Here is a 19930-nt window from a genome sequence, read left to right as displayed (position 1 = left end):
CGATCAGAAACTGTAGGCCAGTTTCGCCCCCACAAAGCTGTCGTGGCGGGTCGGGTAGACGGTGGCGTCCTTCTTGCCGACGTGAAGCATGAGGATCGCCTCGGCCTTGACCGAGACGGAATCGGTGAGGCGCCGATCGAATTCGAGCGACAGGGTTCGGGTGCCGAAGTCGAGATCGGTCAGCGTGCCGAGGGTGAAGGCCGCGCCCTGGACGTCGTTGAGCGACAGGCGCGCGCCGAGGAAAAGGTCGTTCTGATACTGGTTGGTCGAGCGGCGCCGGCGCCCGTCGATCAGCCATTCGGCGAGCAGGCTCAGATCGGCTTCCGATTCGAAGACGCCGCTGAAGGTGTATTCGCCGCCGACGACGAAGGCGGCGTAGTCTTCCTTCTTGCCGATGTCGGTAAGATCAACCGGATTGCGGACGTTGTTTCGGGCGCCCTGGCGATAGATCGCCTCCAGCTTGAGCAGCCAGGATTCGATGGTGAGTTGGGCGTCGAGTCCGAATTGCCGGATCTGCTCGTAGTGCGGGGCCAGCACGAGATTGGTCGGGCTCAGCGGCACGAACCGCATGACCGGTTCCCGGCTGGTGCCGTCGAAGATGCTGAGGCCGATGTCGAGCGGCCCGAAGGTGTGGCTGTAGCGGGCGGCAAAATCGAGATGCCAATCCCCCGCCGCGCTTTCGTAGGTCGCGAGGTCGTTGTCGATAATCAACTGGGGACGCAGCCTGCCGGCGCGGCCGGGAAAGGTTCGCAAACGATGGAAGGAGATCACGAAGAACTCCGCCACGCCCCAGTCGCCGGAGAGCGTGAGGTGAGCCATCGGCTGGCCCAGCTTTACTTTCTCGTTGGGATTTTCGACGAGGTCGGTCTGATTGACGATATCGACCAGATTGCGCGTTTCCGCGACGCCCCAGAACACCCGGTCGATCCCGAGGCGAGCTTCCCATTCGCTCTCGCCCAGAGGGCCGTTCAACAGCAGGTAGGCTTCGCGCAGGTCGGCGTGGGTCAGGGTCCGGTCCGCGGCGTCGAAACGGAGGAACGGAACGATCGTGACGCTGAATTTCTCCGGATCGTTGAGATAAAGCTGGGGCTCGGCGACGAAGCCGGCGTTATAACTGCGCTGGCCGTCGAACCCGGCGGGCCGCGGAAACCAGCGGGTCTCGAGACTGATCTTGCCGGAGAGTTCGTGCTCGGCGATTGCGGCACCGGACGGCGCCAGCGCCGCGCAGGCGGCCGATACGATCCAGACCGCGCCGCAGGCCGCGCGACCGATGGCAGCGCGAAATCCCATCAGCGAACCCGTTTCAGGCCGGTTCGCGTGAATTCGCTCTCGCTGATCTTGCTTCCGAACTTGTAGCCCGACCACATCATGACCGTGCTCTTGCCGGTCAGGTGGTTCACCATGGCCATCTCGTTGGCGCGCCAGAACCGGTCGAGATAAAGCTTGTATTTGCTCAATGTCAGCGTCTTGAGGTGTGCGTTCTTGCGGTCGTAATAGGCGACCTTCCAGAGGCGGAAATCCTCCTTGTCGCGCCAGACGAGCTGGCGGCGATAGCCGGACCGCTTGGCCGTCGGAACCTGCTCGACCACAGAGCATTTGCGTTTGCCGCACGCCTCGTCGCGCAGGAATTTGTAAGTGTACTTCTCGATTTCCTGGGCGCCCAGATCCTCATAGGAGAACTCGCTGCCCATGAAGGAGCCGGAGCGGTTCGACGAACTGATGCGTTTGACCCGCTTGAGCGCCGGCAGATAGAGCCACTGGTCGTCGGCCTTTGTCCTGTGGGAGTGGATGAGGAACGCCGTGCCCTTGACGTTGCGCGGCCGGTCGAACACGAACAGGCTCTTGTTGCCGGTGCCTTCGACCTCGAGCACCTTGATCCGCAGTTGGCGACGGCTCTCCTGCCCGCGCTTGTTGCGCAGCACCATGGTCTGGTTCGCGGTGAAATTGCCGAACCCCTTGTCGCGGTCATAGGCTTTTTTTGCGATCTTGAGGCCGGCTTCTTCGGGAGAGGCTGCGCTGGCGGGAAGCGACGCGGCCAGCGAACCCGCAATCAGCAGAACGGCGGCACAGGTTGTCGAACCGATGGAATACGCGGGGATCATGTCTTTCTCCGATCGATGGCCATCAACAGCGGCGGGAGAAGCAGGAAATCGGCGAGCAGAGCGAAGCCGATGGTAACGGAAACCAGAATACCGAGCGACCAGCTTATTTCGAAACCCGATGCTGCAAACACCAGGAAGCCGAGGCACAGGACGGCGGTTGTGGTCCATAATGCATGGCCGACGATCCGGAAAGTCGAGCGCACGGCCTCCGGCGCGGATAGGCCCTCGCGACGCGCTTTCAGATACTTGGTCAGGAAGTGGATCGTATCGTCCACGACGATGCCGAAGGCGATCGCCGTCATCACGGATCCGGCAAGTCCTACGCGGCCGACCAGATAGCCCCACACGCCGAAGGCCAGGGCTGCAGGAATGAAATTCGGCAGGAGGCTCACGAGGCCGAGGCGAATGCTGCGGAAGACGAAGATCAGAATCAGCGAAATGAGCGCCATGGCGATAATGGTGCCGGTCAGCATGCTCTGGATGTTCCGCTGGGAAAGATGCGCGAAAACGATGCTGACGCCCGACGCCTCGGAGGCGAGACCCGGTGCGTTGGCCCCGATCCAGGCTTGCGCCCGCTCATCGAGCTCGCGTTGCTTCTGGGATGTCAGGCTGCGCATCACGACCGTCATGCGCGTCGCCGATTTTCCGACGTCGATCCGGTCGTTCAGATCCATGCCGCCCGGCAGCGAAAGTTCGTAAAGCAGCAGGAACTGGGCGGCGAGCTCCGCATCTTCCGGCAGCCTGTAGGAAGCCGGATCGTCGGCGTGCATGTTCTTGTTCAGGCGCTTCATGATGTCGGAAAAGGCCTGAACGTGGAAAACTTCCGGCTGCGCCCGGAACCACTGGGCGAAAGCCTCGACCTTGCGCAGATAGGCGGGTTCGGTGATGCCGCCTTCGCGTCCGGATTTCAGCGAATATTCCAGCGTTTCCATGCCGGTCAGGTTCCGGATGACGAAGTCCGTGTCCTGGCGGAACTGGTAACGCTCGCTGAGATATCGCGTCCAGTTGTCGGTCAGTTCGATCCTGGAGATGCCCGTGATCAGCAACACCGTCACGAGAGCGGAGCAGGCAAGCAGGAGCTTGCGCCGGGCGACGACGAAACCGCCGAAACGATCGAAGAAGGCTGTCTTGCCGCTGCGCGGCGCCCTGGCCCGCAGGGGCAGGACCGACAGGAGCGCCGGCAGGAATGTCAGCGAATAGACGAACGCGCACAGCACACCGAAGGCCACGAGATTGCCGAGAACCCGGAAGGGCGGCGAATCCGAGGCGTTGAGGCTGAGAAAGCCGATTGCGGTGGTCAGCGACGTGAGAAAGACCGGCCAGGCATTGATGCGCAGCGCTTCTGCGATGGCCGCATTCCGGTCCATGCCCTTGCTCATGGCCGCTAGGGTGCTCGAAACGATGTGGACCGAGTGGGCGATGGCGACCGTCATCACGATGATGGGTACGCCGGAATTGGCCGGATTGAACACCGTACCGATCCAGCCCGCAAAACCGACCGTGGTGTTGATGACAAAGCCGAGCACCGCAACGATCGCCACCGTACCCAGCAGGGAACGAAGGAGAAGGGCCGCGGCCAGAACGATGATCAGGAACACGATCGGCGCGAGGGATTCCATATCGTCCCGGGTCGCGTCGGCAAAGGCCCGGTTCAGGGGAACGTCGCCGGTCAGGTAGTAGGCGATATCGGGATTGGCCGCCCGCTGACGATCCAGCTGCGCATTGAGGTAGTCGGTGATCTTGACGACCGCGGCATCCGGATTGTCGGGGAGCGCAAAGCTGATTGCCAACCCTGCCACTTTACCGTCGCGGGAGACCAGACGACCGACGAGCTCCGGCTCGCTTAGCGCGATCTTTTCGATTCGCCGGATATCCTGTTCGCTCAGCGCCGCAGCGTCATCGACCAACGGCTCGACGATGAGATCGTCTTCTTCCGCCCAGGTATGGTTGTAGTTGGCCAGCGAATCGGCCCGGGTCGAAAACGGCGTTTTCCACGCCGCCTCGGTCAGGGCTTCAAGGGCAATCAGGGTCTCGCGGGTAAACACCGTGCCCTTGCCCGGGGCGACGGCTATCAATGCCGTATTGGTTGCGCCATAGACGTTCTCGAAAGCGTTGAACGCCGCCAGTTGCGGATTGTCGGCGTCGAACAGGCTGCGGTAGTCGTTGGTGACGCCGATGAACCTGGCCCCGGCGGTCAGCGCAAGCATGAGCGCCCCTGCGAGCGCAATGACGAGCCATCGGCGGCGCAGTATGCCGGCGGTCCAACGATCCGGCGATACTGAAATCATGGCCTTCGAACGACGTGGCGCAGCATGGCACGGATTTGCCGCGTCCGGTCTCCGGACCCGTCCGGGGTATTCGGCCGCCCGGTGCCGCGCGCCGTACGGAAGGATCGGCGGACTGCCGTCATCGCGCAAGCCCCCTAATCGAGTCCCCTAATACTGGGAAGACTCTTCGGCATAGACATGATCGGGCAGTTTGTAGCTGATTCCCTCCTTGTCAAACATGGAAACGTCGAGAATTGTGGTCAGGTTGATATTCCGCCGGGACCGTTTCGGCCTCAGCCGGTTCATCGTCTCCTCGATCCGGTTCAGCGTGCGGAACCGCCAGAGTATTCCCTTGGTGGTGCTCTCCGGATACCGGAACCGGTCGGCAAGCTCGTCTCCGATCAGCGCCCGGGAAATCTCCGCAATATAGTTGGCCAGTTTTCGCCGCTCGTGAATTTCGGTAATTCCGGCGAACAGGGGCGCCGAATTGATCAGCGACGACGCGAGTACGATCGATTCCAGCGACGTCGGCGGCTCGCAAACGAGGCCTATCCTGTAGATTTCGAGCGCTTCCGCTTCGTCGCGGTAGAGGATCGATTCGGGAACCCCCATCAGATATCCCGAATAGCGCCATACGGCCATGAAGCTTTGCCGTTCCTCCTCTTCGAACTTCGCGCCCAGTCTTTTCAGATGCCGCAGGCACCGGGCCGAAAACGCCGCGATGGCAAAGCCGACATGGGCCGCGCTGATCGGCGTACCCAACTCGCCGACATCCCATTCGTCGGATTTGGCGATCAACTGCCGGATCCTGGCGTGGACCAGCCTGACCCGGACGGAATGGGTCCACCCGTCGTTGTGCTGCTCCATACCGCCGGGCATGAAAATCTCCAGCATGTGGCGGTTGTTCTGCTTGAGCCGGCGCACGCCCTGATCCCGAAGTTTTCCGGTCAGGAAAAACGACTTGGCGATGTTCGTCGAAAAGCCCTCGACCAGAACGCCGCCGACCATCGCGGCAAGCACCAGCCGGGTGTTCCGGTGAAACATGCGGCAACCAGGCAGGAACGAAGGGAAGTCGACCCAGTCAGGCGGTTCTGCGATGGAGTCGAAAAATTCCCTCACCGAGGCCGGCGCGTCGCGCAGGGCGTTTTCGTCGCCCCCTTGCGGGCCATGCATGCCCAGCCGGATCAGCCGGCTCGATTCTTCCGGTTCGAGAGAAGCGAGGTCGGCAACCATGGCATCGGCCAGTGGGTCGCCCACCATGGTGTGGGCGACGTAGTTCTCCGCCCGCCCGGCATCGACCGTCCGGCCATTCGCATAACCATCGATATAGGCAGACGGTATATTTTCCATTCCGATGACCTGAACGGCCGCAAGACTGTCTCGGAGCGCCCGCCCCCGAGCCGGTACCGGTCCCGCAAGAAATTTGCTCGCCTTACGCCCGGCAGCGGCGCCGCGGCAAGGCTGTGCTGGTGGCTCATTATACCAGAAACTGTCTTTTGCACTAATATGCTGGCACAAGGGCTTCTCGTCGGCTTCCATATGTCTCGACGGGCGTTGCCGCGTCGACGATCCGGACGCGCCAGCCAGGCCGGATGCCGGGCGGGCAATCCGAAACGGAAATTGCTGCGCGCGGGCGGAACCTCCGTTTCAAATCGGTGCCGAATGGTGTGCTGGTTGACATGGATGGGTACGCGTAGGAATTTGGTGCAGGGTCAATTTTCGACAGGAAATCCGGGATGTTTCAGCGCGGCCGCTTCGGCCGGAGCGAACTCGCGGCGGTGGGGCGGCGCCTGCGCCTGCACCGGGTCGCCAAGGGTTGGTCGCTCAAGCGGCTGTCCGAGGTTTCGGGTGTCAGTGTCGCGGCGATCCGCAAGATCGAGTTGGGCGAGTCAAACCCCGGCCTGCTCACGGTTCTGGCATTGCTCGAAGCCTTGGACAAACCGGTCGACCGGCTGGTCGGCGAGATCGCGGAGCGCGAACGGAGCATCCATCTGGTGCGCGCCGCGCAGCGCGAGCGGGCCGCGGCGGTCGGAGCGAAGACGATCCCGCTTTCGGCCGGCCTGGGCAAGGCGGCGATGGCCGGGCGCTATGTCCGTCTGGACGCCGGCGAGCCCCTCGCGGCGGCCGAAAACCGCCCGATGTTCGGCTTTGTGCTCGACGGCACGGTCTGCGTCGATCCTGCTGAAGGCGTCGCGGAAACCTGCGGAGAGGGCGACGCATTCCATCTGCTGTCGCAGCCGCATGGCGCGGTCCGCGGCGGATCGGCCGGCGCGCGCCTGGTCCTCGTCGATCAGGCGGATCCGGCGTAACGGCCGTTGCGCCGCAGTCCGCAGTCCACGGAGGAATTCAGCGGTTCGATGACGACAGACGCCCGGCAGAAACGATACATCGTGGCGACCGACGTTGGCGGCACCTGTACCGACACCATCGTGGTTGCGCCGGGTGAGGCGTTTATCATGGGCAAGGCCCTGTCGACGCCGCCGAACTTCGCCGACGGCGTGCTCGATTCGATTGCCCGGGCGGCGGAACAGATGGACCTCGGCGTCGAGGACCTGTTTGCGCAGACCTACCTGTTCATGCACGGCTCGACGGTGGTCGACAACACCCTGCTGACCCGCGGTGGCGCGCCAACCGGACTGATCACGACCGAGGGCTTTGAAGACACGGTCTTCGTCACGCGCGGCGCCTACGGCCGCTGGGCCGGCCAGCCGGAGGACTGGATCAAGCATCCGGTGGCGAGCGACCGGCCGGCGCCGCTGATTTCCGAAGACGCTGTATGCGGCGTGCCCGAGCGCGTCGACTACAAGGGCGCCGTGCTGCTGCCGCTCGACGAGACAGCGACCGAGCGGGCGGTGCGCCACCTCGTCGGCGAAAGAGGGGTCGAGGCGATCGCGATTTCGTTCCTCTGGTCGTTCTACAATGCGGAAAACGAGCGGAAGGCCCGCGATATCGTGCAGCGGGTCGCACCCGGGGCCTATGTCACCCTGTCGAGCGACATCGCGCCGGTGCCGGGCGAATACGAGCGAAGTTCCACGGCCGTCATCAACGCCTACGCCGGCGGCATTACGAGCGAATACCTGACCGACCTGAAGGTGCAGCTCGCCGGTCGCGGTTATGGCGGACCGGTCATGGTCATGCAGGGCTATGGCGGGCTTCTGCCGTCCCAGGAGGCCGCCGACCGCGCCGTCGGCATGATCGAATGCGGCCCGGCCGCCGGCGTGATCGGCGCCAAGGCGCTCGGCGACCTGATGGGCGACGCCGACGTGATTGCCGCCGACATGGGCGGTACGACCTTCAAGGTCGGCGTCATCCAGAACGGCGAGATCGAATATGCCCGCGAACCGCTGGTCGACCGCTATCACTATGTCGCGCCGAAGATCGAGGTGGTGTCGATCGGGGCCGGCGGCGGCAGCATCGTGTCGCTCGATCCGCGCACGAACGTCCCGCGCGTCGGCCCGCGCAGCGCCGGCGCCGATCCGGGTCCGGTCTGCTACGGCCGCGGCGGCGCGGAGGTAACGCTCACCGACGTGTTCACGCTGATCGGCTATATGGACCCGGACATCTTTCTGGGCGGCGCCATGACGCTGGACATCGCGGCGGCGCGCACCGCCTTCGAGGCGCAGGTCGCCGGCCCGCTCGGCCTGCCGGTCGAGGAAGCCGCCTTCGGCATCTTCCGGGTCGCCTCGGCGCAGGTGACCGACCTGATTCACGAGATAACCGTGGAGCGTGGCCTGGACCCCCGCGATTACGTGCTGCACGCCTTCGGCGGCTCCTGCCCGATACTCGCGTCCAGCTTCGCCGCCGAACTCAATGTCAAACGCATCATCGTGCCCTACACGGCGTCTGTGAACTGCGCCCTGGGCCTGGTCTCGGCGGATATCGTGCATGAATATTCGGTCACGACGACCTTGCCGGGGGATACCGAACCGGAACGGATCAACGCGCTGTACGCGCCCATGATCGAAAAGGCGCGAGCGCAGCTCGCCGCCGAAGGGTTCGGCGAGGCCGAGACCGCCATCGATTGGTCCATCGACCTGCGTTATGCTCGCCAGGTGCACGAAGTGACGACGCCGGTGTATGGCCGCAAGCCTATGGATGCAGCGGCGCTCAAGGGGCTGATCGACGATTTCGAGGCGCTGTATGAGCGCAAGTACGGCAAGGGGTCAGCCTATCGCGAGGCCGGGATCGAAATGACCCTGTTCCGGCTCAGCGCCAGCGGCCGGCTGCAACGGCCGGACATCGAATCCCTGCCGCTTGAGGGGCCGGATGCCGGCCACGCCCGGATCGGCCGGCGCGAGATCTTCGTCGACGCGCGCAACGGTATGGCGCCGGCCGACATATACGACTTTACCAGGCTGCGGCCCGGCAACGAGATCGCCGGGCCCGCGGTCATTCACACCCCGATTACGACCATCGTTGTGCAGGATGCCCAGCGCGCCCGCATGGACGAACTGCGCAACATCGTCATCGACTTCCGCTGAGGTGCGGCCATGGACCCGATCACCTTCTCCATCATCCGGCACCGGCTGTTCCGCATCGTCGACGAGGCGGTCATCACGCTGAAGCATGTCTCCGGCAGCGCGATAACCAACGAAGGCCACGACCTGATGGTCTCGCTCTACCGGGCCGACGGTTCGCTGCTCATGGGCGGCGTCGGTTTCCTGCACCATCTGACCAGCGCGGCGGAGGCCTGCAAGGCGATCATCCGGCGCTTCGAGGGCGATATCAACGAAGGCGATATCTTCCTGTTGAACGACCCCTATACCGCCGCCCTGCACACGTCGGACATCTACCTGGTTTCGCCGATCCATCACGACGGGAGACTGGTCGCCTGGAGCGCCTGCTTTGTCCATGTCTACGATATCGGCGCAATGAACCCGGGCGGGTTCGCGCCGGACGCACAAGACATCTACACCGAGGGCTTCAGCTCGCCGGGCATTCGCCTGGTCGAGAAGGGCGCGCTCAAGCAGGATGTCATGGACACGCTGCTCAACATGGTGCGGTCGCCCGAGATGGTATCGCTCGACATGCGTTCCATGATCGCCTGCAACAATGTCGCCCGGGACCGCATGCTCAGCCTGATCGGAAAATACGGCTACGACACCGTGGACGCCGCCTGCCAGCAGCTGATCGACCAGTCGGAAGACCTGCTGCGCCAGCGGCTTGCGGAACTGCCGGACGGGCAGTGGCAGTCGCGCCAGTATCTCGAAGTCCTCGACGAGGTCTACGAGGTCTTCCTCACCATGACCAAGAAGGGCGACGAACTGGTCTTCGACTTCACCGGCTCGTCGCCCCAGGCCGCCTATTCGGTGAATTGCACCAAATGGGCCTCGCTGGGCGGCCTGTTCGCGCCGCTGTTCCCGCTGCTGTGCTACGACATTACCTGGAACGAAGGGGTCATCCGGCCGATTACGATGATCGCCCCCGAAGGCACCGTCGTGAACTGTACCCGGCCGGCGCCGGTTTCGGTCGCAACTGTGGGCGCGATCCAGTCGGTCAACAACGCCGCCTGCTCGACCATCGGCAAGATGCTGGAGAGCAGCGGGAAGTACCGCGGCGAGGCGACGGCGGTTTGGCACGCCAATCATTTCGCCATCTTCAAATTCGGCCGGAACCAGCATGGCGGCGACGCTATCGGCATCTTCACCGAGACTTTCGCCGGTTCGGGCGGTGCGCGCACTTTCGCCGACGGCATCGATGTCGGCGGCGAGATTCCGAACCCGATCTCGCGCATGGCCAATGTCGAAACGGTCGAGGCCGGCTTCCCGATCCGTTACCTGTTCCGGCGGCGCATGACCGATTCGGGCGGCCCCGGCAGGTACCGCGGCGGTGCGGGCATGGAATTCGCCGTCGTACCGCACGATTCGCCGGATGGCGGCATCCACTACGTCATCTCCGGCAAGGGCGCGGATTTCCCGATGAGCGACGGCCTGGCCGGCGGCTATCCGGGCGCGCCCAACCGCTATGTCTGGGTCCGCAACAACGATGCGGAACAGGACAAGAAGAATGTCGATTCCCGCTTCGTCCAGTCGCTCGACGACATGCCGGGTGAGCAGGAAACCGTCACCTGGGGCGTGTTCCCGCTGATGGGCGAGGATGCACTCTACGTCGGCTGGAATGGCGGCGGCGGCTACGGCGATCCGCTGGAGCGCGAACCCGATGCGGTGCTGGAGGACTGCCGGACCGGCGTCGTGAGCGCGCAATCGGCCCGCGACGTCTACGGCGTCGTTCTCGCAGAAGGCAACGGAGCGGTCGATGCGGCGGCGACCGAAACCCTGCGCGCGGCAATGTACAGCGAGCGACTGTATTCGGAGGCGGCCGAATGAGCGATCCGGCTGGCAACGGGACGGATGGCGTTCTGGAACTTCGCGGCGCCAACCTGCATTGCGGCCGGTGCGGCCACGATTTCGGCCCGGCCGCCGCTGGCTGGAAAAAGCGGACACTGGTGCGCGAAAGGCCGATGGCAGGCGCCGGCGGCGCGCCCTACCGGAGTGGGGGGCATGTCCTGCTGCGCACCTTCCTGTGCCCGGGATGCGGACGGCAGCTCGCCGCCGAGACGGCGATGAAGGACGCGCCCATTCTCGACGACCGGCTGCACACGGTCCAGGCAGGATAGGACCCTTGTTTACCGAGCGGCCGACAGCATCGGAGCGCAGCGCCGACGCTTCGCCGCGGCGGCCCGAGCCGAAATACGATGTCCAGCATGTCGGCCCGCGGCTGCGCGCGCTGCGCCTGGAAAAGGGCCTGACCGTCAACGCGCTGGCCGCAATCGCCCAGGTGCCGCCGAGCACGATCAGCAAGATGGAGAACGGCCGGCTGCAGCCCAGCCTGGTCCATGCCATCAATCTGGCGATGGCGCTGGGCGAGAATCTGGGCTTTCTGGTCGACCGCTACCGCGCCGAGCCGGAGGACGTGGTCGTGGCGCGGCGCGGCGACCGGGCGAGGATTCAGTATCCGGAACTCGGCATTGCGCTGGAGGATCTGAACGGCAATTTCCATTCCGGTGTACTGGAGGCGCGCCTGGGTGTGTTGCAGCGCGGCGCAACCTCCGGCGCCGAGACGATGAGCCATGTCGGCGAGGAATTCTGCTATGTCGTCGACGGCACGATTCGCTACACCATCGACGGCGAGACCTTCACCCTGGAGACCGGCGATTCGCTGCACTTCCGCTCGGAACTGGCGCACCGCTGGGAGAACCGCAACGACGGCGTAACCACCGTCGCCTGGGTCTTCTCCGACGGCCTGTCCTTCTGAACCGGTTGCCGGCTTGCGGCGGAGATAATGGAAAACGCTCATGCACAGCATCGAAATCAGGCAGGAAATCGTAAACCGCGTGCTGGCGCGGCGCGGACGCTACCACCTGTTCGACAGCCTCGATCCGGCGGAGACTGCGATGGTCGTGATCGACATGCAGGAAACCTTCGTTGCGCCGGAGTCGCCCGCCGAGGTGCCGGCATCGCGCGGCATCGTCGCGCCGATCAACGCGCTGACCCGGGAGCTGCGTGCGCTGGGGGTCACCATCATCTGGGTCAACCACGCCAATGCTCATAACAGCCGGGCCAGCGACTGGGAGATGTTCTTCGACCATTTCGTCGCCGCCGACGTGCGCCGCCGCACCATCGAGAGCCTTGCTCCGGATGGCAAGGGCCAGCAGGTCTGGCACGAACTGGATGTCGGAAGCGACGACCTGAAGGTCATCAAGAACCGCTACAGCGCGCTGATCCCCGGCTCGTCGCCGCTCGAGCGGGTGTTGCGCAGCCACGGCATCCGCAACCTGCTGATCGCCGGTACCAAGACCAACGTGTGCTGCGAGGCGACCGGACGCGACGCCATGATGATGGATTACCGTACGGTCATGGTGTCGGACTGCCTGGCCGCGCTCTCCGACGACGAACACCGGGCGTCGCTCGAAACCTTCATCCAGCAGTTCGGCGACGTGATGGCTTCCGCCGAGGTGCTAGCTGTGCTGAAGAACAAGGGGAACGCGTAAGGCGGCGCCGTCGGCCGGGGGCACTATCGATCCGAAGCGGGGACGTGTGTTCCCGCAGACGGCGATTGCGGAGACAATGCGGGTCAATCCGGCTTGCGCGCCTTGTGGTAGTACATGGGCGTGAAGATCCCGAGGCGGCCTGCGGCCACGAGGCTGTCGGCCGCCACGTTGAGTACTTCCGAAATCGCCAACGATCCTTTGGGTACGGCGCGCACGCCTTCCAGGACGCGCAGGACCGCCGAAGTGATTTTGCGGCCGAACGGCGTTCTCGGCAGACTTTTCAGCGACCGCGCACTGCCCTCCAGCGGCCGGTACCACGGCGTTCCGGGGTCGGCGTCCCGGGCGCGGTCGCACGTCTCGATCCCTTCGAAACCGGCCGCGCGCAGGCCGTCGGCAATGTCCGTGAACGAAGCGATTTGCGGAAGGGCGTTGCCGTATTCGATACCCTGCCTGATCTCACGGTGCTCCGGATTGCCATCGTCGTACAGGGGGGTCATGCACCAGTCGTAGCCGGCGAAAATCGCCCCCGGCCGCAAGACCCGGAAGACTTCGGCATAGGCGGCCGTCTTGTCCGGCGCATGCGGGAGCGCTTCGATTTGGTACGCCGCGTCGAAACTCTCTTCTTCCGCCGGTATATCCAGAAAGTCCCCGCGTAGAACGCTGCAGCGATCGGCCAGGCCCGCCTTGCGGTTGTATGCGGCGCATTTCCCGACCTGGTATTCGCTGATGTTGAGCCCGACGATCGATGCGCCGAACTCTCGCGCGATGGAGCGTTGGGGGCCGCCCACGCCGCAACCGATATCGAGCACTTTCATGCCCGGCTTCAGGCCGATCGCTTTGCCCAGAAAAAACTGGTGGCCGGCAAGGGCCTCCTCAAATGACGCGCCGTCCTTTCCCGGTGCGAAGTGAAACGACTGTCCCCATCCATATTCGTAAAAGTCGGTAATCAGGTCGTAAAACGCCTGTACCATCAGGGCGTATTCCTCGCGGCCCCGCTGCTGGCTCCTGAGGTATTTCGACAGCGCTTCAGCCGTATCCTCCGGCCGGATTGCCTTGGAAATGGGGTTATGAAATTCAGCCGGCATCGGTGTTTTCTCCAGACAGCTCTTCGGCACGATCGTCAGGGTAGAACTGCCGGTACCACCTGCGCATTTTCCACACCGGGCCGTCGCCCGCAGCCAATATTGGGCGTCGCCGGTATATTTTTCGTTTCCATATCTCTACGTCCTGTCGCCACTGAGAAATCCAGTTCCCGATGACGTAGGAAACGAATATTCGCGGCACGCGGCGGGGGGCGAACCAACGGAAAGTTATCCGTTGCTTCAACGGCTCTACCGGCGTGTGCGTCTGAAACATCGTAACTTCGCCGATCTTCGGCACGTGGAAATCGAACTTCACGATACTGCCCGGTCCGAGAAAGGTTATCAGCGCACGGGATCTCGTTTTTTCGCAAACCCGGCCTCCTATTTCGAGCGTCGCCTCGTCTCCAAAATACGAAACGTGTTCGAGCGTTTCGTCGAGCGACCACGAAGGCTCATGCCGAATTCTGAACCAGGGTAGTTTAATGCTGGTCCACGGGATGTGCATGACGGCGTGAAGTTGCGAAAAATGCCGAAAATCGACGCTGTTCTCGGCAAATTCGATAATGTGCATATCCTGTTCGCCTGCATCGTACTGGCCGCGACAGACAAACTGCCGGCTGTCGATCCTTGGCTGAAGAGGAAGCCGATAAGGCGCTTCACCGTTCCGGCATGCCGAACGGTAGATCATGACCATACCGTAGTAATCGATCGCTTCCCAGTGCCGGTGGGTGGTGGCTCGATCCTCGGCGTCGGATCGGTCGCGAACCCTGCCATCTCCGTCCACCTGCCAGCCGTGAAACGGGCATTGCAACCAATCTCCCTCGACCAGGCCATCGGCAAGGTTCGCGCCCTGGTGCGGGCAGAACGCCTCCACGGCAGCGATCCGGCCTTGTATCCGGCTGCGAAACAGGGCGATCTGCTCGCCCAGGCACCGGACATGCCTGACTTCTCCCGGCCGGATTTCACTGGATGCCGCAACCCTGTACCAGCCGTCCGGATAGGGCGGCGGGTAAGTGCGTTCCCTGTAGCGTGTCAGGTTGTCGGACATCGAGCAGGAGCCCTTTCCGGCTCCGCATGTGGTGCGGCCTGTTCATTGAATTTCACCGGCCGCCGGTCAGCCTCGAAAATTGGCATCGCCGATTTATGTGCAGCATTGTAACCGGATTTTGCAGTCTCCAATTAACCGGCCCGAGCAGCGGCATCAAGAAACGCGTCTTGTGCGCAGCGGTGTCGGCGCGGCGCGGTTGTGCGGGAATCCGCTTTGCCGCCCGCCCGCAATCTATTGTTTCGGCGTCGATCCGCCCAATATCCAGTGAAAGCGAACGGGCGCGGCCGTTAACCGGAACCCGCCCGCATAGGGAGGCATTATGAATATGGTCGATCCATTTTCGATCTTCGTCGTCGTCGTCATCGTGCTGGCGATCGCCCTGGTCTTCATGGGTGTGAAGACGGTGCCGCAGGGCTTCGAATACACCGTCGAACGGTTCGGCCGCTATACCAGGACGCTGACGCCCGGCCTGCATCTGATCGTCCCTCTGGTCGACCGGATCGGACGGCGGCAGAACGTGATGGAACAGGTCACGGACGTTCCATCCCAGGAAATCATCACCCGCGACAACGCCATGGTGACGGTGGACGGCGTGGTGTTCTACCAGGTGCTCGATCCGGTCAAGGCGTCCTACGAAGTGCGGCGCCTCGAAGTGTCCATCCTCAATCTCACGGTGACCAACATCCGGACGGTCATGGGCTCGATGGACCTCGACGAACTGCTGTCCCAGCGCGACAAGATCAACGCCGACCTGCTGCGCGTCGTCGACGAGGCGACCTCGCCCTGGGGAGTCAAGATCACGCGCATCGAGATCAAGGACATCACGCCGCCAGCCCAGCTGGTCGAGGCCATGGCGCGCCAGATGAAGGCCGAACGCGAGAAACGGGCGACCATCCTCGAGGCCGAGGGCGTCCGCCAGTCGGAAATCCTGCGCGCCGAGGGCCAGAAGCAGGCCCAGATCCTCGACGCCGAAGGGCGGCGCGAAGCGGCCTTCCGGGACGCCGAGGCGCGCGAACGCGAGGCGGAAGCCGAAGCCCGGGCAACCGAAATGGTGTCCAAGGCGATCGGCGAAGGCAACATCCAGGCAGTCAACTATTTCGTCGCCCAGAAATATGTCGGCGCGCTCGAAACGATCGGGAGCGCGCGCAACCAGAAAGTGATCCTGATGCCGCTCGAGGCGTCCGGGGTGATCGGCGCGGTCAGCGGTCTTACCGAAATCGCACGCCAGGCGTTCGGCGACGGCGACGGCGGCGGAAAACCGGCGGGCGGCACGGTGCCGAAATCCGGCAAGGATTGAACCGGTAAAGGTCGACGGGCAGGCCGGGGAACGGACCGATGATCGAATGGGCGGATAGCATTTCCTTCTGGCATTGGCTGGCCTTCGGCGTCTTCGTCATGCTGATCGAGGTGCTGGTGCCGGGCGTCATCTTCCTTTGGCTCGGCATCGCCGCGGTGATCACCGGCCTCGCCTATGCGGCGATCCCGTCGATGAGCTGGGAGATTCAGGCGATCCTCTTCGCCGTCCTCTCGGTCATATCCATCTTCATCGGCAGGCGCATCGTCGCTGCGCGCCAGGCGCCGACCGACCACCCGACGCTCAACCGGCGCGGCAGGACGCTCATCGGCACGCATCACACGCTGGATGCGGCGACATCCGGCGGGCGCGGCCGGGTGCAAATCGGCGACAGCGTGTGGCGCTTCACGGTCGCGCCCCAGGGCCGCGAGCTTGCCGCCGGTACGCGCATCGCTGTCGTCGACGTCGACGGCACGACTCTCGTCGTGGAGGCTGCCGCAGAGGCCGCTGCGGAGGGTTAGGCTCCGCATTCCTCACACTTCTACCTGTTGAAAAAGCCGGATGCGCGAACGGATAGAGATTTTCGAAGGCGACATCACGACGTTACGCGTCGACGCCATCGTCAATGCGGCCAACAATGCGCTATTGGGCGGCGGCGGGGTCGACGGCGCCATTCATCGGGCCGCGGGGCCGCGCCTGCTTGAGGAATGCCGCACGCTGGGCGGATGCGATACGGGCGACGCCAAGGCGACGGGCGCCTACGATTTGCCCGCCCGCCATGTGATCCACACGGTCGGCCCGGTCTGGGAGGGCGGCGCGCGCGGCGAACCCGATCTGCTGGCGCGCTGCTATCGCCGCTGTTTCGGGATCGCGGCGGAGAAGGGCGCCGCATCCATCGCCTTTCCGGCGATCGGCACGGGCGTTTACGGCTACCCGCTGGACCGGGCGACCCGGATCGCCCTGACCGAGACCCGGGCCCATCTCGAAAGCGGTAGCGCCCCGGAAAGGGTCGTCTTCGCCTGTTTCGGCGCGGAGGCTCGGGAGATGTACGCGGCTGTGCTCGACGAATTGTTCGGCGGGCAATAATACCCGGGACCGGGCGGCCCGGCAGCGATGCCGTCAGAAGATGCCCGCCTCCAGGCCGGCCGCCATCGCCGCTCCGATCTCCGCAACCTGCTCGACAAACGCCTCGTCCCAGGCGCCCCGGCAGATCAGCGGCTCCTGCACCGCGCGCCAGCGCAGGCCCGTGACGATGGTCTCGACGCCGCGCCGCGTGCCGGTCCCGTCGTGGCCGGCGCGGATATAGAGGCAATAGGGCAGGCCCTGGGTGTGGTCCAGGCAGGGGTAGTAGCAGCGGTCGAAGAAATCCTTCAACGCGCCGCTCATGTAGCCGAGATTTTCCGTTGTCCCCAAGATGACGGCATCGGCGGCGCGGACATGCTCCGGCTGAGTCTCGAACGGGCTTTGCGCGACGACGCGCACGCCGCCGCCGTCCAGGGCGCCGCGCGCCGCGTCGGCTGCGGCATCGCGCAGGCGCCGCGTGTTGTCCGACGGCACATGGCCGACGATCAGCAGCTGTCTTGCACCGTCTTCGTCGGTCACGTCGGAAAGGTCCGTTTCGGAGGCGATTCGGTCATGGTGCATTCGGCTTCGGGATGGGGTATTTTACATCATCCGGCCGACCTGTCCGTGGCAGCGAAGCGAAAGCGGAATGCCGGCCTTTGACGGTACCGTCTCGCCGCTCTTTCCTTTGCCGGGTTCCTTTGCCGGGCGCCGGTCCGGCAATTCTGTCGCGCTACCTGCCGCCCGCACGGAGTTCTGCATGCGAAGCCTGCTGATTGTCGCCATTTTGGTCGCCGGGGCGGTTAGCATGGTCCGGCCCGCCGCCGCCCACCCGCATATTTTCATCGACGCGCGGGTCGTATTCCACATGGAGGGCGGCAAGATCGTGGCGATCACCCAGCACTGGATCTTCGATGCGGTTTTCGGCGGCGTGGTGATCCACGCCTTCGACCGGAACCGCGATGGCAAACTGGACGCCGGCGAAGCGGAGATGGTGCGCCGCGGCGCTTTCGACGCCCTGAAGGATTTCAACTATTTTACCGTCGTGCGGATCGGTCGCGAGGAACTCAAACTCGAAAAGGTCGCCGGCTTCGCCGCTTCTGTTGTAGACGGCCGGCTCACCTATCGCTTCACGCTGCCGCTGCCGCGGCCGGTCGATCCGCGCGCTGACAATCCGGACTTCCTGTTCGTCGACAAGACCTACTATGTCGCCGTCGACCTCGCGAAACAAAATCCGATAACCTTCGCCGGTGCAGCCCCTGCCGGATGCAGGACGGTCATGCGGGACGATTTCGAAAACCCGATCTATTTCGGCCTGGTTGTGCCGCAGATGCTCAATTTCGACTGTCCTACCGGTTGACTTTCGGCGCAATCGGGCGAAAGCCAATGTCGCGCAACGCCATGTCCGCCCCCATCTGAATGCGTATGTATGCGTCGATGATTCCGGATCGCGGGCTTCTGCACCGCCTCGTCCTGTGGGCAATGCTGGTGCCGGTGTTCGCCGTCGGAATTCCGGCAACGGCGGCAGGGCCCGTGGCGGCGCAAAACCCCTTCGGCCTCGACCCGAAGGGGGCGCCGGCCAGACCGGGCGCCGCGCCGGAGGCAAAGGCGCCGCCGCCGCCGCTGATCCGCCCGCCCGCCGCCGTGCAACGCTACATCCTGGCAGTCGCGCGCTGGCAGCGGCGGCTGAACGACAATCTCGCCCGGCAGGTCAATGCCTACAAGAGCGGCGGCGCCATCGCGCCGGTCCTGGCCATCCTGCTGCTCTCCTTCCTCTACGGCCTGTTCCACGCGGCCGGGCCGGGCCACGGGAAGTTCGTCGTTGCCGCCTATTTCCTGGCCAACCGGGCGTCGCCCCGGGACGGCGTGATCATGAGCGGACTGATCGCCCTGACCCAGGCGCTGGTGGCGATCGGACTGGTCAGCGTCTTCGCCCTGGCGCTGGATGCCGGCACGCTGGAACTGATCGGCAACGCGACCTGGGTCGAACTGGCGAGCTACGGGTTGATCGTGCTGCTCGGCCTGTGGATGTTCTGGGGCGGCATCGTCGGCCGAGGCTGTTCTCACGATCACGATAAGGGGCATCGGCCGCGCGGGCATCACGAGCATGAGCATGGCGATTCCGGACCGGCGGAGCCGGGCCTCCGGGCCATGGTTCCCGCGGCTGTCGCTGCCGGGCTGCGACCCTGTACCGGCGCCGTGATCGTGCTGCTGTTCACGCTGGCCAACGGCATATTCGCCATCGGCATCCTGGGCGCGCTGGTCATGGCGCTGGGCGTGGCGATCACCGTATCGGCGATCGGCCTGGCGGCGATTTACGCCCGCCGCGGTGCGGCCCGCGCCGCCGGCGCGAATCCCGCTCTGGCGAAGTACGGCAATCTGGCCCACCGGACGGCAGGCCTCGCGGGCGGCGTGGCGATCGTCCTGGTCGGCGCCGTGCTGGCACTGGCGGCGGCGGAGCGGCTGGGTCTGTTGGTGTAGGCCAAAGCAGCCTCTTGCCCTCCGCGCCGAATGGCGGCACAACCCCGCAGTCTTCAATCTCAAAGAAAGGCGATTGCCGGCATGGGCGAGAAACTCGGTATCGGCGCGACCTTTCCCGAATTGTCGATCGATCTGGTCGACGGCGGAACGATGCGCCTGCCCGACGGCCTGGATACAAAGTATCGGGTCATCCTGTTCTATCGCGGTCACTGGTGACCGTTCTGCCGCCATCAGTTGGATGGCTTCGGCAAACAGCTTGACGGGCTCCGCGAAGCGAATGCATCCGTCGTCGCCGCGAGCGTCGACGACATCGGCAACGCAAAGAAGATTGCCGACGGCAAGGGCTTCCCGTTCGGCTACGGTGTAAAGCGCGACATCGCGGATGCGCTGGGTTCCTGGTGGGAGGACCGGCGCCAGATCATCCAGCCCTCCGAGTTCATCGTGAACGGCGAGACTGGCAAGGTGGTCCTGTCCAGCTACAGCGACGGCCCGCTCGGCCGGCTGGATGCGGGTGATGTCATCAAGATCGTCAACTTCTACGAGTCCCAGGCGAAGAAGTAGAAGCCCGCTGCGTTCGCGCTGGCGGTGGCCCTTCCCCCGGTTC

At 64.3% G+C, this 19930-nt stretch carries 20 protein-coding genes; 13 read left to right on the top strand and 7 right to left on the bottom strand.

Annotation, left to right across the window (positions count from 1 at the left end; translation table 11 throughout):
- Positions 1–3: 3 nt before the first annotated feature.
- The 4 genes from OXM58_08420 to OXM58_08405 all read right to left on the bottom strand — a co-directional run bounded on the left by OXM58_08420 (position 4) and on the right by OXM58_08405 (position 5719).
- Positions 4–1290: a hypothetical protein gene (locus OXM58_08420; protein MDE0148383.1), complete on the bottom strand. Its 1287-nt coding sequence runs from the start codon at positions 1288–1290 to the stop codon at positions 4–6.
- Positions 1290–2102, bottom strand: coding sequence for an outer membrane lipoprotein-sorting protein (locus tag OXM58_08415; GenBank protein MDE0148382.1), 813 nt, complete (start codon positions 2100–2102; stop codon positions 1290–1292). The genes OXM58_08420 and OXM58_08415 overlap by 1 nt, the downstream gene beginning before the upstream one ends.
- Complete coding sequence (locus OXM58_08410) at positions 2099–4309, bottom strand: MMPL family transporter (GenBank protein MDE0148381.1); 2211 nt, start codon at positions 4307–4309, stop codon at positions 2099–2101. The genes OXM58_08415 and OXM58_08410 overlap by 4 nt, the downstream gene beginning before the upstream one ends.
- Before the next feature lie 228 nt (positions 4310–4537).
- Positions 4538–5719 (bottom strand): oxygenase MpaB family protein, encoded by a 1182-nt coding sequence (locus tag OXM58_08405; protein MDE0148380.1) that lies wholly within the window; start codon positions 5717–5719, stop codon positions 4538–4540.
- 386 nt (positions 5720–6105) lie between these two features.
- Between OXM58_08405 and OXM58_08400 the strand changes: the two genes are divergently transcribed.
- Genes OXM58_08400 through OXM58_08375 form a run of 6 tightly spaced genes read left to right on the top strand, consistent with a single transcriptional unit; the run spans position 6106 to position 12359 of the window.
- On the top strand, positions 6106–6678 hold the full coding sequence (locus OXM58_08400) for an XRE family transcriptional regulator (GenBank protein ID MDE0148379.1): 573 nt from the start codon (positions 6106–6108) through the stop codon (positions 6676–6678).
- A gap of 48 nt (positions 6679–6726) precedes the next feature.
- Positions 6727–8850 carry a hydantoinase/oxoprolinase family protein gene (locus OXM58_08395; protein ID MDE0148378.1) on the top strand — a complete coding sequence of 708 codons (2124 nt, stop codon included), beginning with the start codon at positions 6727–6729 and terminating at the stop codon, positions 8848–8850.
- Positions 8851–8859: 9 nt separating this feature from the next.
- Positions 8860–10695: a hydantoinase B/oxoprolinase family protein gene (locus OXM58_08390; protein MDE0148377.1), complete on the top strand. Its 1836-nt coding sequence runs from the start codon at positions 8860–8862 to the stop codon at positions 10693–10695.
- Positions 10692–10985 carry a hypothetical protein gene (locus OXM58_08385; GenBank protein MDE0148376.1) on the top strand — a complete coding sequence of 98 codons (294 nt, stop codon included), beginning with the start codon at positions 10692–10694 and terminating at the stop codon, positions 10983–10985. Before OXM58_08390 ends, OXM58_08385 begins: the two co-directional genes overlap by 4 nt.
- A gap of 5 nt (positions 10986–10990) precedes the next feature.
- On the top strand, positions 10991–11623 hold the full coding sequence (locus OXM58_08380; GenBank protein ID MDE0148375.1) for an XRE family transcriptional regulator: 633 nt from the start codon (positions 10991–10993) through the stop codon (positions 11621–11623).
- Between the two features lie 40 nt (positions 11624–11663).
- Complete coding sequence (locus tag OXM58_08375) at positions 11664–12359, top strand: cysteine hydrolase (GenBank protein MDE0148374.1); 696 nt, start codon at positions 11664–11666, stop codon at positions 12357–12359.
- An 83-nt stretch (positions 12360–12442) separates the two neighbouring features.
- Here OXM58_08375 and OXM58_08370 read toward each other — a convergent pair whose 3' ends face one another.
- Positions 12443–13444, bottom strand: a complete 1002-nt coding sequence (locus OXM58_08370; protein MDE0148373.1) for a methyltransferase domain-containing protein — start codon at positions 13442–13444, stop codon at positions 12443–12445.
- Positions 13434–14489 carry a Rieske 2Fe-2S domain-containing protein gene (locus OXM58_08365; GenBank protein ID MDE0148372.1) on the bottom strand — a complete coding sequence of 352 codons (1056 nt, stop codon included), beginning with the start codon at positions 14487–14489 and terminating at the stop codon, positions 13434–13436. The genes OXM58_08370 and OXM58_08365 overlap by 11 nt, the downstream gene beginning before the upstream one ends.
- Before the next feature lie 325 nt (positions 14490–14814).
- On the opposite strand from OXM58_08365, the gene OXM58_08360 reads away from it, so the two are divergent.
- The 3 genes from OXM58_08360 to OXM58_08350 are packed head-to-tail and all read left to right on the top strand — an operon-like array spanning position 14815 to position 16869.
- The gene (locus OXM58_08360) at positions 14815–15786 is read left to right on the top strand and encodes an SPFH/Band 7/PHB domain protein (protein MDE0148371.1); all 972 of its coding nucleotides are present in this window, start codon (positions 14815–14817) and stop codon (positions 15784–15786) included.
- Positions 15787–15824: 38 nt separating this feature from the next.
- Entirely contained in the window at positions 15825–16304 is a 480-nt protein-coding gene (locus OXM58_08355; GenBank protein ID MDE0148370.1) for an NfeD family protein, read from the top strand.
- 40 nt (positions 16305–16344) lie between these two features.
- A complete protein-coding gene (locus tag OXM58_08350; protein ID MDE0148369.1) occupies positions 16345–16869 on the top strand; it encodes an O-acetyl-ADP-ribose deacetylase in 525 nt (174 codons plus the stop codon).
- A gap of 33 nt (positions 16870–16902) precedes the next feature.
- Here OXM58_08350 and OXM58_08345 read toward each other — a convergent pair whose 3' ends face one another.
- Positions 16903–17427, bottom strand: coding sequence for a flavodoxin family protein (locus OXM58_08345; GenBank protein MDE0148368.1), 525 nt, complete (start codon positions 17425–17427; stop codon positions 16903–16905).
- 178 nt (positions 17428–17605) lie between these two features.
- Here OXM58_08345 and OXM58_08340 point away from each other — a divergent pair, with 178 nt between their 5' ends.
- The 4 genes from OXM58_08340 (at position 17606) to OXM58_08325 (ending at position 19887) form a co-directional block, all read left to right on the top strand.
- The gene (locus OXM58_08340) at positions 17606–18205 is read left to right on the top strand and encodes a DUF1007 family protein (GenBank protein ID MDE0148367.1); all 600 of its coding nucleotides are present in this window, start codon (positions 17606–17608) and stop codon (positions 18203–18205) included.
- Between the two features lie 77 nt (positions 18206–18282).
- Complete coding sequence (locus OXM58_08335) at positions 18283–19326, top strand: high frequency lysogenization protein HflD (protein ID MDE0148366.1); 1044 nt, start codon at positions 18283–18285, stop codon at positions 19324–19326.
- An 81-nt stretch (positions 19327–19407) separates the two neighbouring features.
- The gene (locus tag OXM58_08330) at positions 19408–19542 is read left to right on the top strand and encodes a hypothetical protein (protein ID MDE0148365.1); all 135 of its coding nucleotides are present in this window, start codon (positions 19408–19410) and stop codon (positions 19540–19542) included.
- A gap of 18 nt (positions 19543–19560) precedes the next feature.
- The gene (locus OXM58_08325; protein ID MDE0148364.1) at positions 19561–19887 is read left to right on the top strand and encodes a redoxin domain-containing protein; all 327 of its coding nucleotides are present in this window, start codon (positions 19561–19563) and stop codon (positions 19885–19887) included.
- The last annotated feature ends 43 nt before the right edge of the window (positions 19888–19930 follow it).

This window comes from Rhodospirillaceae bacterium (assembly GCA_028819475.1).
GTDB lineage: Bacteria > Pseudomonadota > Alphaproteobacteria > Bin65 > Bin65 > Bin65.
This window is presented reverse-complemented; position numbering and strand designations above follow the sequence as displayed.